Annotated in this window: 9 protein-coding genes; 6 read left to right on the top strand and 3 right to left on the bottom strand. The window is 69.0% G+C overall.

What is annotated here, in order from left to right; all coding sequences use genetic code 11:
• Positions 1-61 precede the first annotated feature (61 nt).
• Entirely contained in the window at positions 62-733 is a 672-nt protein-coding gene (locus H5398_RS01100) for a fructose-6-phosphate aldolase (protein WP_182798680.1), read from the bottom strand.
• 188 nt (positions 734-921) lie between these two features.
• Here H5398_RS01100 and H5398_RS01095 point away from each other — a divergent pair, with 188 nt between their 5' ends.
• Entirely contained in the window at positions 922-1,986 is a 1,065-nt protein-coding gene (locus H5398_RS01095) for a hypothetical protein (RefSeq protein ID WP_182798679.1), read from the top strand.
• A 62-nt stretch (positions 1,987-2,048) separates the two neighbouring features.
• Here the strand turns inward: H5398_RS01095 and H5398_RS01090 are convergent, their stop codons facing one another.
• Positions 2,049-3,074 carry a LacI family DNA-binding transcriptional regulator gene (locus H5398_RS01090; RefSeq protein WP_220489037.1) on the bottom strand — a complete coding sequence of 342 codons (1,026 nt, stop codon included), beginning with the start codon at positions 3,072-3,074 and terminating at the stop codon, positions 2,049-2,051.
• Positions 3,075-3,173: 99 nt separating this feature from the next.
• On the opposite strand from H5398_RS01090, the gene H5398_RS01085 reads away from it, so the two are divergent.
• On the top strand, positions 3,174-6,038 hold the full coding sequence (locus tag H5398_RS01085; protein ID WP_182798678.1) for a glycoside hydrolase family 32 protein: 2,865 nt from the start codon (positions 3,174-3,176) through the stop codon (positions 6,036-6,038).
• Between the two features lie 103 nt (positions 6,039-6,141).
• On the opposite strand, the gene H5398_RS01080 is transcribed toward H5398_RS01085, so the two are convergent.
• A complete protein-coding gene (locus H5398_RS01080; protein WP_182798677.1) occupies positions 6,142-7,326 on the bottom strand; it encodes a serpin family protein in 1,185 nt (394 codons plus the stop codon).
• Positions 7,327-7,508: 182 nt separating this feature from the next.
• Between H5398_RS01080 and H5398_RS01075 the strand changes: the two genes are divergently transcribed.
• From H5398_RS01075 to H5398_RS01060, 4 genes are read left to right on the top strand one after another with little or no spacing between them, the layout of a single operon-like run.
• On the top strand, positions 7,509-8,261 hold the full coding sequence (locus H5398_RS01075; protein ID WP_182798676.1) for a DeoR/GlpR family DNA-binding transcription regulator: 753 nt from the start codon (positions 7,509-7,511) through the stop codon (positions 8,259-8,261).
• A 28-nt stretch (positions 8,262-8,289) separates the two neighbouring features.
• On the top strand, positions 8,290-9,660 hold the full coding sequence (locus H5398_RS01070) for a dihydrolipoamide acetyltransferase family protein (RefSeq protein WP_182798675.1): 1,371 nt from the start codon (positions 8,290-8,292) through the stop codon (positions 9,658-9,660).
• A 16-nt stretch (positions 9,661-9,676) separates the two neighbouring features.
• Entirely contained in the window at positions 9,677-11,086 is a 1,410-nt protein-coding gene (gene lpdA, locus H5398_RS01065; protein ID WP_182798674.1) for a dihydrolipoyl dehydrogenase, read from the top strand.
• A 31-nt stretch (positions 11,087-11,117) separates the two neighbouring features.
• Positions 11,118-13,577, top strand: coding sequence for a thiamine pyrophosphate-dependent enzyme (locus tag H5398_RS01060; protein WP_182798673.1), 2,460 nt, complete (start codon positions 11,118-11,120; stop codon positions 13,575-13,577).
• The last annotated feature ends 3 nt before the right edge of the window (positions 13,578-13,580 follow it).

Here is a 13,580-nt window from a genome sequence, read left to right as displayed (position 1 = left end):
AGGAGTATATACCCCAGGGGGTATGCGTCGTCGAGCCTCAGCAGACCATGACGGGGTGCGCTCAGGGGAGCGTGGTCGTCCCGTGCACCTCTTTCCAGTCCGAGATGAAGGCGTCGACGGCGTCCTCGATCATGGGCGCCGACAAGGCCTGGCGCAGCAGCTTCGGCGACAGCGTGACGGCGTGCGCGCCCGACTCCAGAGCGTGTGAGACCTGCGAGATGTTCTTGAAGCTGGCCGCCATGATCTTGCTCGGTGCGTCGAAGCGGTCGATGAAGCTGGCCAGGGTGCTGATCATTCCGCGGGTGTCGATGTCCAGGCTCTGCATGCGGTTGTAATAGGGCGCCAGATAGTCGACGCCGGTCGCGATCGCGAGGAATCCCTGCGTCTTGGAATAGATGGCGGTCGCCGTGACCCTCACACCCTCCTCCTTGAGGGTGCGCATGGCCTGGATGCCGGCCTCGGTGGTGGGGATCTTGGGGTAGACGTTGGCGTCGATCTTGTCCAGCAGGCGGTGGGCCTCGTCGATCATCTCCTGCGCGTCCTTGGCCAGCACCTGCACGTGAAGCGTGCGGTTCGGGCCGATGATCGAGCGGATCCGCTTCAGGTGGGCGTAGAAGTCGATCTGGCCCTCCTTCTTGAGGATCGACGGGTTCGTCGTCACGCCGGTGACAGGGTAGATCGGGGTGAGGCGCTCGATGTCGTCGAGGTTGGCGGTGTCGAACAGGATGTCCATGGGAGCCTTTCGGGAGAGCGGGGCGGAGGCCCTGTGACTATTCCAGCACCGGGGTGCCGCGGACGGGGAGTGTCGCGGCGGATCCGGGCAGATGCCCAGCCAGGGCTACCGCCCGTCGTGCTCCGGCGGGACAATGGGCTCAGCCTGCCTCACGGTGGCCGTGGGGTGGTTCAGGAACGAGGTGCTCCATGGTGGACGACGACGGTGCGGCTGCGGGCGCGCACCCGGGTCCCGAGGCTCGAGGGTCGCGGCGGTGGGTGACCGGTGCCGTGGTCGGCGGACTGATTCTCGCCGCCGTCGCCATCCCGCTGGGGTATCAGGCGCTGTGGGGTCCCGACCGCGCGGTCCCGGGCGACACCCCGAGCGCCAGTCCCACCGTTTCGGGCCCAGAGACGCCGGTGGGTCCGACCCCGTCGGTCGGTCTGCCCTCCGCGTCGTCGGAGCCTCCCGTGGGCCCCGGTGAGAACCGGTGCCCGGGCAGCTCGGAGGAGGCCGCACAGGACCGCTTCCAGCTCACCCCGTTCGACGGCGACCTTCCCGACGGAGCCGTGAGCGCGTGGCTGTGCGGCGACCCCAATGAGGGCTTCACGTCCACGGGTGGCCCGGCCGAGGCGCTGACCAAGGGGGTGGACGAGCTGGTGGCCGCGTTCAACGCCCTTGAGCCACTGCCCCAGGACATCGCTTGCACCATGGAGTACCGGATGACCTACGTGGTGGTCGTCGACTACGCGGATGGGGCCAAGCGGCTGAGCGGAGAGTTGCACGGCTGCCGGGCGGTGAGCGACGGCGAGCGCCGGCTCGCCGGAGCCGACGGGTTCCTGGCCACGGTCGTCAGGCTGTGGGAGGACCAGCGCGCAGGGCTTCCGGCCCCGACGGAGGCGCCGGAGGTGTGCCCGCCGCTCACCACGCTTGTTGCAGCCACCCCTGACGACGTGATGGCCGGCTACGTCTGCTCCCGGAACTTCGGCGACATCCGGATCCTGCAGGAGGTCCCCGACGATCTGCTGGCGCGCATGGCGGAGTCGCTCAAGACCGACGTGGGCGGGGAGGTCCCCGGGATGGGCATCGACGACCGCGGTGCGTTCGTCCTGGTCGACGGGTGGGGCTCGACGATCTCGCTGGTGCCGCTGCACGACGGCAACTTCGCCGTCGACCCGGGCGCCCTCACCGAGTTCACCTACTGGAAGCCGCCGGTCGACCTGGCTGAGGAGTTGCACGCGTTCCTCGGTCCGGAGCCGTCGCCCACGGGCTGACGGCCTCGTTCACGATTCCGGGCCACGGGGGAGAGTCGAGTCCGATGGCTCGCCTGTGACGCTCAACGACCGGCGCCGGGCTCAGCCCTGATCTCCCCGCTGCCTCGCGGAATGAGGGTGGTGGGAAGGACCGTGTGCTGGGGCGGGGACACATCACCCGCGAGCCGGGCGAGGACCTTGCGCGCGCACAGCTCGCCGATGGCGTCGGGATCCTGAGCCACGACGCTGAGCCCAGGCGTCACCAGATCGGCCATCGGGATGTCGTCGAAACCGATGAGCGCCACGGAGTGCTGTCTCCCGAGGCGCTGGAGCGTCCGCATGGTGGCGATCGAGATCTCGTTGCGGGCGGTCACCAACGCTGTGGGTGGGTCCTCCCCAGTCAGGAGTGCCGTGACGGCTGCGCTCACGTCGTCCTCGACGGCCAGGTCCGGGATGCGAAGGCAGTCGGGATCGCCGTGGGTCTCCTCCTCGAAGCCTCGAAGCCGCTCCTGGGTGGTGCGGATGGCCATCTTGTTGGCCAGGAAGGCGATGCGCCGATGCCCGTGGGCGCGCAGGTGTCGCACGGCGGCACGGACGCCCCCGACGTTGTCCACGGTCACCGTGTCGCACTCGATGTCGTCGACGGTGCGGTCCACGAACACCACGGGCCAGCCCCTGGCGATCTCCCGCGCCAGGAGCCCGTGCTCCTCGCGGATGGTGGAGATGATCAGACCGTCGAGGCGCCGGCCCAGGAGCGTGGTGAGGGCGGTGAGCTCGAGGTCAGGGTCGTCGCCCGTGCTGGCGGCGATGACCATCAGCCCGGCGGCCCGGGCAACCCGTTCCACGGCCCCGTGCACCTGGCTGTCGAACGGGTTGCTGACGCTGGAGACAAGCAGACCCAGAGCGCGGCTCCCGCCGTCGCGGCGGCGCAGTTCGGCGGCCTGCTCGTGCAGTACGTAGCCCAACTCGGCGGCGGCGGCGCGCACCCGTTGCGTGGTCTCGGGACGCACATGCGGCTCGCCATTCATCACGCGGGAGACGGTCTTGATCGCGACGCCGGACGCGACTGCAACGTCGCGAATGGTGGGCCTGTGTGAGTGGAGTGCCACTCCGTCATTCTCCTCGATAGCGGCTGGAAGGGGGTTGACATCTCACCGGACGCCGTGTGACCCTGGTCATGACAACGTTGTCATAGGCAAGGAGAAGACGTGAAGAAGGCACTAGGAATCGGACTGGCGGGGGCGGTGCTGCTCGGCGGTCTCACCGTCCCGGCGGCTGCGGAGCACTCCGCGGGCCAGGAGCCCTACCGGCCGGCGTACCACTGGTCGCCGGAGCACAACTGGATGAACGACCCCAACGGACTCGTTTACCACGACGGCGTCTACCACATGTACTACCAGTACAACCCGCTCGGCACCCGGTGGGGCAACATGTCCTGGGGCCACGCCACCAGCCCGGACCTGGTCACCTGGACCGAGCAGCCGCTCGCCATCCCCCAGACGTTCAATGACGACGAGGTCGCGGTGGAGGACATCTTCTCCGGCTCCATCGTGGTGGACGAGACCAACTCCAGTGGGCTCGGCACCGCGGAGAACCCGCCGCTGGTGGCCGTCTACACCAGCGCGTACACGCAAGCGCATCCCACCTTGGCCGGGAAACAGGCCCAGTCGCTGGCCTACTCGCTCGACGGCGGCTACACCTGGCAGAAGTACGAGGGCAACCCCGTCCTCAACCGCAACTCCAACAACTTCCGCGACCCGAAAGTTATACGTTACACGGCGGCCAACGGCGAGGCCTACTGGGTCATGGTGGCGGTCGAGGCGGTGAACCACGAGGTCGTCATCTACCGCTCGGACAACCTCGTGGACTGGACCTACCTCTCCACGTTCGGACCCGCCAACGCCGCCGGCGGCATCTGGGAGGTGCCGGACCTGTTCGAGCTCCCCGTGGGTGACACGGGTGAGACCAAGTGGGTCATGGTGGTCAACCTCAACCCCGGAGCCGTGGCGGGCGGGTCGGGCGCGCAGTACTTCGTGGGCGAGTTCGATGGCACCAGCTTCACCGCCGAGACCATCGTGGAAGGGGCGGCTGACCCCCTCGGCACGGTGATCGAGGACTTCGAGTTCGAGTCCTGGGACGGCTCCGGGTGGACCGTGCAGAACGAGCCGGGCAACGCGCAGGACGGGCCGTTCGCGACCGGCCCGTTCCCCGGAACGTTCGCCGATCAACAGCCGGTCAGCGGCTTCCGAGGCGAGCAGCTCGTCAACAGCTTCGTGGGATGGGACTGGCCCGTCGGCACCCTGACCTCCGAGCCGTTCACCGTGGATACGACGTGGCTGAACCTCCTGGTGGGCGGCGGCAACCATCCGCACCTCGAGGGCGGGAGGCTCGACAACGAGCCTCCGGCCGGCACGCTGCTGTGGAACGGCTTCGAGGGCGGCCAGACGCTGGAGGAGTTCGGCTGGACGGGGTCCGGTGATCTCGCGGCCAACGCCAGTCCGTCCTACGCGGGCGGGGATTACTACATCGGCGAAGCCCGGATCAACACCTTCGAGGGAGGGCTCGGGGGCGATGGCAGGGTCGGCACGCTCACCTCTCCCGAGTTCACGCTTGACGGGGATTACGTCAGCTTCCTCGTGGGCGGTGGACGGGACAAGGAGGGGGGCCTGGAGGTCCAGCTCCTGGTGGGCGGCGAGCCCGTTCGTTCGGCCTCCGGCACTGACGGCGGATCGCTCAACTGGCACTCCTGGGACGTGTCCGAGCTGGACGGCTCGACGGCTCAGCTGCGCATCGTCGACCAGGCCACCGGCGGCTGGGGGCACCTGACCCTCGACCACGTCGTGATCGGTGACGAAAGGGCGCTGCCCCGCACCGACGAGACCACGGTCAACCTGGTGGTCGACGGCCAGGTGGTGCGGTCCGCCACCGGCCAGAACTCCGAGAATCTGGACTGGGTGTCGTGGGACTTGTCCGGGTTGCAGGGTGAGACGGCGCAGATCCGCATCATCGACAACAACCGCGCGGGATGGGGACACATCCTGGTGGACCAGATCGTGGCGAGCGATGCCCCGCAGCCACGGCAGGTGGAACGGTACGACTGGCTGGACTGGGGCCGTGACTACTACGCGGCCATCTCCTTCAGCAACACCCCCGACGGCCGTCAGGTCATGCTCGCCTGGATGAACGACTGGTCCTACGCCGAGAACATCCCGACGGGGGAGTGGCGCAGCGCCATGGCCCTCCCGCGAGAGGTGACCCTCGAGGTGATCGACGGTGAGTACGAACTCGTCCAGGCACCGGTGGAGGAGGTCGCCACTCTCGAGGTGACCAAGGACTCCCTGCGGAAGCGCAACGTCAGCGTCAAGGACGGCGCCGTCGCGCTGCCCTGGAGCTCGGACGCCTACGTGCTCGACGTCACCGTCGACCCGAAGGACGCCGAACTGGCGGGCGTGGCCGTGCGCACCAGCAACGACTACGGCCCCGACTCCGGCGAGGGCACCTTCGTCGGCATCGACACGGAGGCGGGCAAGATCGTCGTGGACCGCACCAGGTCCGGCGCCGTGGACTTCGATCCCGACTTCCCCGTCGTCACCTCCGCACCGCTCACCAACCCCGACGGCTCGCTGACCTTCCAGGTCTACGTCGACAGGTCCTCGGTGGAGGTCTTCGCCGAGGACGGCGTGCGCACCCTCACCAACCAGGTCTTCCCTGCGGCCGACTCGCTTGGGTTGTCGCTGGTGAGCCTCGGGGGCAAGGCGAGGTTCACCTCCGTGGTGGCCACGCCGCTCGCCCAATCGGTCCACACCGGCACCACCTCTCCTGAGGTGTCGGTGAAGAACTCCTGCTCGGCGGGCGCCACAGTGACAGTGACCAATCCCACCGACGAGCGGATGATCGTCACGCTCTCTTCGGACGGCAAGCGGAAGAAGTTCCCGCTGGCGGCCGGGAAGACCAAGGTCGTGACGCTGGCCGACGGCGTCGGGAAGGCGGCGGGGTCGCTTGCGGTGGCCTCGGTGACCCTACCGGCCGGCGAAGAGGCGTGGACCTCGATCAGTCTGCCTGGCTGCAGCTGACCCCGAACACTCGGCGCCCGCCCTGCTTGGGGGCGGGCGCCGAGCCATGTCTGCGCTATTCGGAGGGGGCGGCGGGGTCCTCGACGACGGCGAGGAAGATCGGTCACCTCGTCCGCGTGTCCAGGACCCGCATGATGTAGGGCCGGTCCACCCAGAGTTCGGCGTCGTAGGCCGGCATCCCCGTGCCCACCGCACCCTCGGTCAGCACCGCCCCGACGGTGCCCTTCGGGCTCACCGTCAACGTCACCTGCTGCACGAGCTGGCCCAGGGTCCCGCCGGGCACGATCCTGCTCAGGTCGGACAGGTCGATCCCGGCCTCCTTGACGGGCTGCAGCAGGTCCCAGGTCTGCTTCTGATCCGAGGTGGGCATCACCACCGACACCTGCAGCTCCCTGGCCGCATCCAGCGCTTCGGCCACCTCGGCCAGGTCCTTGGTCGTCAGGGTTCCGGGAGCGACTCCCGGCGCCGGCAGGATCACGTCCATCGCGAGGACGTCGTCGTACGGCAGACGCACGGTAGCCCACCGCGACCCCTCCGCGAACCTGGCAGGAACGATCTCCGTCATGCCGGGCACCTCCGTCGGCGCGCCACCGGCGGGGGTGAACGGCACCGGCCACTCGCTGGTGAACGGCGTGCGCCATCTGGCCGCGAACAGGACGGCGTCCTGCAGCACGAGCTGCAGCTCCGGCGTCACCTCGATGGCGGACTTCTCGATCAGCCCGGCGGTGTGCTTGTTCGCCCACGCGTCCAGCACCGCCTTCGCCCCGTCGCGGTCCACTCGCTCCACGCCCGAGTCGTAGAACCTCGACAGCCGGTCCAGGAAGGCCTCCTCGACGATCGCCTCGTCCAGGATCACCACCTGTGACGCCTGATGGACGACGATCTCCTCCGGCGGCTCCTTCTTGTCCACGCTGTCCGGAAGCGTGTCGTACCCGGCGAGTGCCTGTCGCAGCGCCGCGACTGCCGCGGACCGCTCGTCCCCGGCCAGGCCGATCGTCGAGTCGAGCGACGCGGCGCTCGCCCCGGCGGCGCCCTCGCCCAACATGGCGATGGCGGACATGAGCGAACTGGGGCCCAGCACCCGGTTGCCGGTCTTCCCTGCCAACAGCGTCCAGGCCAGCGCCTCGGTGGCCGCTGACGCAGTCGGCACGCCGGAGGTGTCCAGGGGGAACTCCTCCGGGGCGATGGTCCCTCGCAGTTCCCCAGGGCTGGCCGTGGCGCAGGACGACAGTGGGATGGCAAGGGCCGCGAGTCCCGCGGCGGCCAAGAGTGATCGACGGGTGGGCATCGCTGGCCTCCTTCCCTCCAGCGTAGATCCGCATCCTCGCGAGGGTGCCGACGTGACCGGATCGTGATGTCGTGAGCAGATGCTCAGCATTCCGGGGCCCGCGCATCGAAACCGCTTCGAAGGGCTTAGGGTGGTCGCATCGAAACCACTTCGGAAGTCAATGGCAAGTGATGGGACCGACAATGACCGTCGAGCGCGCAGAGCGGGCGAGCGAGATCATGACGCGTCTCACCGATGATGGCACCCTCTCGGTCTCCGCCCTCGCCGTCGAGCTCGGCGTCTCCGAGGTCACCATCCGGGGAGACCTCAGGAACCTCGAGGAGCGCGGCCTCCTGGTCCGCACCCGCGGCGGGGCCCGCCCCACCACGCTGAAGTCCATCCTGCAGCGCGAGAAGCTCAACGTGGAGGCCAAGCAGCGCATCGCCGCCGCGGCCGCCGCGATGGTTCTCGACGACGACACCATCATGATCGAGGCCGGCACCACCACCGCCATGCTGGTGCGCAACCTCACCGGGCGTCGCGGCGTCCAGATCGTCACCAACTCGGCGCTGGCCTTCTCCACGGCCCGGATCAACCCCGCGCTCGGGGTCATCCTCACCGGGGGCGTGTTCCGCGCCGAGTCGGAGTCCTTCGTCGGCCCGCTCGCCGAGCGCGCCATCGCGGACTTCAACACCCGCCTGGCCTTCGTCGGCACGGACGGGTTCTCTCCTGAGCGGGGACTCACCACGCGGTTCGTGGAGGGCGGCCAGGTGGCCTCCCTCATGCGCGAGCGGGCGGAGGAGACCTGGCTGCTGGCCGATTCGTCGAAGTTCGGGCAGGCCGGCTTCGTCACCTTCCTGCCCCTGGCGGGCATCACCGGAGTCATCACCGACGACGGCCTCCCCGCGGGCGCCGTCGAGGCGCTCCGGGAACACACCCAAGTCCGCGTCGTCTAGTCAATCAACGAAGAAGAAGGACAACACCATGGCAACCGTCGTAGTCATGCCGCAGCTCGGCAACAGTGTCGAGTCGTGCCTGATCGTGTCGTGGCAGGTGAAGGTGGGCGACGAGATCGCCGAGAACGCCATCGTCTGCGAGGTCGAGACAGACAAGGCCTCCATGGAGGTCCCCTCCTCCGCGGCCGGCACCGTGCTGGCCCTGCTCTGGGCCGAGGGCGACGATGTCCCGGTCAAGGAGCCGCTGCTGGTTGTGGGCGCCGCGGGCGAGGATCCCAAGCCCGCGCTCGACGCGGCCGGATGGAAGGGCGACGGCGAGGCCGAGGCCACGCCCCCCACCGAGGCAGCTGCACCCGCCGTCGCGCCCGAACCCGGTGAGGCCCCCCAGACGGAGCGCACCGCGGCCACCGGCGCTTCGAGCCCCCGCGCCCGCAGCCTCGCCGCAGCCAACTCCCTCGACCTCGGCGCCGTCGCCGAGGGTTCCGGCCCCGGCGGACGAGTCATCGTGCGTGACGTCAAGGAGGCCCTCACCTCGGCCACCACGGGCGCCGCCCGCGCAGGGGCCCACGCCGCTGGCGCCGAAGGTACCGGCCTCGGCGGCCGCGTGACCACCGCCGATCTCGCCGCCCCGGCCGAGCCGGCCGCCGCGGCCCCCCCCGCGGCGCCACGTCCGGCGAGCGCCGTCGACGCCGACTTCCCCGGCCCGTCGGAGGCCACCAAGGTCAAGGGTGTCCGCAAGGTCATCTCGGACCGGATGATGAACTCGCTGGCCACCTCCGCGCAGCTCACCTACACCACCACCGCGAACGCCCAGGGCCTGCTCGACCTGCGCAAGAAGCTGAAGAACTCGGACCCGTCGCTGGGCATGAACGGCGTCACCATCGGCGACCTGGTCGGCTACGCCGCCGTCCGCGCCGCCGCGAAGAACCCCTCGCACAACTCGCACCTCAGCGACGGCGTGCTCACCACCTTCGAGCGGGTCCACATGGGCTTCGCGTGCGACACCCCCCGCGGCCTCCTTGTCCCGACGGTGCGCAACGCGTCGCTGATGAGCCTGCGCGAGTTCTCCACAGTGAGCAAGCAGCTCGCGAACGAGGCCATCGGCGGGACGATCAACCCCGACCTGCTCTCCGGCGCCACCTTCACGGTGACCAACCTGGGCGGCTTCGGGATCGAGTCCTTCACCCCGCTGCTCAACGTGCCGCAGACGGCCATCCTCGGCGTCGACGCGATCTTCCCGCGCGTCACCATCAACGCCGACGGCTCCATCGGCGCCGAGCAGCGCATCGGCCTGTCGCTCACCGCCGACCACCGCGCCATCGACGGCGCCGATGCTGCCCGCTTCCTGCAGGACCTCGTGACGTTCATCGAGGCCATCGACATCACCGTGCTCGGCTGAGAGGAACTGACAATCCATGAGTGACTACGACGTCATCGTCCTGGGCGGGGGACCCGGCGGCTACATCGCCGCCGAGCGCCTCGGCCACGCCGGGAAGAAGGTCCTCCTCATCGAGGCCGACGCCCTCGGCGGCACCTGCCTCAACGTGGGGTGCATCCCCACCAAGGCACTGCTCAACGCGGCCAAGACCTACGAGCACGCCAAGCACGGCACCAACCTCGGCATCCACACCTCCGACATCTCGGTGGACTGGACCGAGCTGCAGAAGTGGAAGGCCCAGACGGTCACCACGCTCGTCAAGGGCGTGGGCTTCGCGGAGAAGAAGGCCGGCGTCACCGTCGTCAAGGGCTACGGCACGTTCGATGGCCCCGGCAAGGTCACCGTGCGTTTCGACGCGGACGGCGCCTCCGGCTCCGGTCCGGCTCAACGAGCGGAGAGCTACACCGGCGACCACGTGATCCTCGCCACCGGCTCCGTCCCCGTGATGCCCCCCATCCCGGGCGCCAAGGACAACCCGCACGTGGTGGACTCCACCGGCATGCTGGCCGTCGAGTCCATCCCGTCGCGCCTGGCCGTGATCGGCGGCGGGGTGATCGGGCTGGAGTTCGCCAGCCTGTTCGCCACGCTCGGCTCTGAGGTCACCGTCGTGGAGATGCTGCCCGAGATCGTGCCGTTCATGGACGCCGAGCTCGCGCCCATGCTCCGCAAGGCGCTCAGCAACGTGAACTTCAAGCTGTCCTGCAAGGTCACCGCCCTCGACGGCGGGACCGTCCGCTACACCACCGCCGACGGCGCCGACGAGGCCGTGGAGGCCGACGTCGTGCTCATGGCCGTGGGCCGCCGCCCCGCCGTGCAGGGCTGGGGCGCGGAGAACTCCGGCCTGGAGGTCTCCGGCAAGGGCGTGGTGGTGGACGACCGCATGCGCACCAACCTCCCGAACGTCTGGGCCATCGGCGACGTCACCGGACGCTCCCTCCTGGCCCACGCGGCCTACCGCATGGGCGAGATCGTCGCGGCGAACATCCTCGACCCCGAGGCCCACCGCAAGGGCGAGGTCATGCGCTGGTCCACCATCCCGTGGGCCGTCTACTCCATCCCGGAGGCGGCGGGCATCGGGCTCACCGAGGCCCAGGCCAAGGCCCAGGGCGGCAACGTGCAGACCGTCACCGTCCCAGGCGCCATGTCGGGCCGCTTCGTCGCCGAGAACGGCGTCAAGGCCCCCGGCGCCGCCAAGCTGGTCTACGACGGCGACACCCTGCAGGTGCTCGGCGTCCACGTCGTGGGCAGCTACGCCTCCGAGATGATCTGGGGCGCCTCCGTGGTGCTCGAGACCGAACTCAACATCACTGACCTGCGCCAGGTCGTCTTCCCCCACCCCACCGTCAGCGAACTCATCCGAGAGGCGGCTTGGGCTGCCAAGGCCTGAGCGACCACCAGAAAGCTAGGAGCAGTCACACATGCCACGCACCCTCGTCGTCGATCCGAGCAACGTCCGCTCGGCGTCGTTCATCACCACGCCCGACATCCCCGTCAACCAGTACAAGCCCAACTTCGCCGCTGAGCTCGAGACCCACGGCAAGGACGGTCTGGTGGACATCCTCCACGACATGATCGCCGTGCGTCAGTTCGAGACCATGCTGAACTCGATCAAGACCACCGGCGCCTGGAACGGGGTGGAGTACAACCACCGCGGCCCGGCGCACCTCTCCATCGGGCAGGAGTCTGCCGTCGTCGGCCAGGCCTCGCAGCTTGACCCCACCGACTTCCTCTTCGGCTCGCACCGCAGCCACGGCGAGATCCTCGCCAAGTGCTACTCCGCGGCCCGCAAGCTCGACCCGGCCGAGCTCGAGAACATCATGAAGACCTTCCTCGACGGCGAGACCCTCGGCTTCGCGGAGAAGGTGGGCCACGACGGCCTGCTGGACCTGGCCGAGAACTTCATCCTCTACGGCACCGTGGCGGAGACCTTCGCCCGCAAGGCCGGGTTCAACCGCGGCCTCGGCGGCTCCATGCACGCCTTCTTCGCGCCCTTCGGTTCCATGCCCAACAACGCCATCGTCGGCGGCTCGGCCGACATCGCCACCGGCTCGGCGCTGTTCAAGCGGATCAACCGCCAGCCCGGCATCGTGATCGCCAACATCGGCGACGCCTCGATGGGCTGTGGCCCGGTCTGGGAGGCCATGATGATGGCCGCCATGGACCAGTACCGCACCCTGTGGAAGCACGGCGTCGACGGCAACCCGCCGATCTGGTTCAACTTCTTCAACAACTTCTACGGCATGGGCGGCCAGACCTCCGGCGAGACCATGGGCTACGACATCCTGGCCCGCGTGGGCGCCGGCGTGAACCCCGAGGCGATGCACTCGGAGCGCGTCGACGGGCTCAACCCGCTCGCCGTGGCCGACGCCGTCGCCCGCAAGCGCCAGATCCTCGAGTCCGGCAAGGGCCCGGTCCTCACCGACACCATCACCTACCGCTTCTCCGGCCACTCGCCGTCGGACGCCTCCAGCTACCGCACCCGCGAGGAGGTGGAGCTGTGGGAGACCCACGACGGCCTCAAGAACTACGCGGCCTACCTCGTCGAGAACAAGGTGCTCAGCCAGACCGAGGTCGACGACATCCAGGCGAAGTTCGACGAGCGCCTCACCAAGATCATCGCCATCGCGACCAAGGACGAGGAGTCCAGCCCCCGCGTCGGCATGGACTTCATCGAGACCGTCATGTTCTCCAACGGCAACGTGGAGGCCATGGCCGAGGGCGAGCCCGAGCTGCTCGAGCCGCTGGAGGAGAACGCCCGCGTCAAGTCGCTGAAGAACAAGGTGCGCAAGGCCACCGACGAGAACGGCAAGCCCGTCTCCAAGGCCAAGGCCTACTCCTACCGCGACGCTCTGTTCGAGGCCGTGGCGCACCGCTTCGCCACCGACCCGACGATGGCCGGCTGGGGCGAGGAGAACCGTGACTGGGGCGGCGCGTTCGCCGTCTACCGCGGGCTCACCGAGATGCTGCCGTACCACCGCCTGTTCAACTCGCCCATCTCGGAGGCCGCCATCATCGGCGCCGGCGTCGGCTACGCCCTCTCGGGTGGCCGCGCCATCGTCGAACTCATGTACTGCGACTTCCTGGGCCGCGCGGGCGACGAGATCTTCAACCAGGCCGCCAAGTGGCAGTCCATGTCCGCCGGCCTCCTCACGATGCCCCTGGTCATGCGCGTGTCCGTGGGCTCCAAGTACGGCGCTCAGCACTCCCAGGACTGGTCCGCGCTCGTGGCCCACATGCCCGGGCTCAAGGTCTACTACCCCTCCACCCCGTACGACGCCAAGGGCATGATGAACCTGGCGCTGCGCGGCACGGATCCGGTGATGTTCTTCGAGTCCCAGCTGCTCTACGACGTGGCCGAGCAGTTCGCGGCCGACGGCGTGCCGGAGGGCTACTACGAGGTCCCCGAGGGCGAGCCGGTGGTGCGTCGCGAGGGCACCGACCTCACCATCGCGGTGATCGGCCCCACGCTGTACCGCGTGATGGAGGCCGCCGACCTGCTTCAGGAGAAGTACGGCATCTCCACCGAGGTGATCGATCTCCGCTTCGTCGCGCCGCTCAACCTGGACCCGATCGTCGAGTCCGTGAAGAAGACCGGACGCCTCGTGCTCACCTCGGACGCGGTGGACCGCGGGTCCTTCCTGCACAACGTGGCCTCGTCCATCCAGACGCTGGCGTTCGACCACCTCGACGCCCCCGTCACCGTGGTGGGCTCGCGCAACGCGATCACCCCGGCAGCCGAGCTGGAGAAGGAGTTCTTCCCCCAGCCCGACTGGCTGATCGACGCCATCCACGAGCGGATCCTCCCGCTCAAGGGTCACGTGCCCACCACCAACCAGACCAACGCCGAGCTTGCGCGTCGCTCCCGGATGGGGCTCTGAGCC

The sequence above is a fragment of the Tessaracoccus sp. MC1679 genome (assembly GCF_014164775.1).
Taxonomy (GTDB): domain Bacteria; phylum Actinomycetota; class Actinomycetes; order Propionibacteriales; family Propionibacteriaceae; genus Arachnia.
Note: the sequence above shows the minus strand (reverse complement) of the source record. Positions and strands in the feature narration are given on the sequence as shown.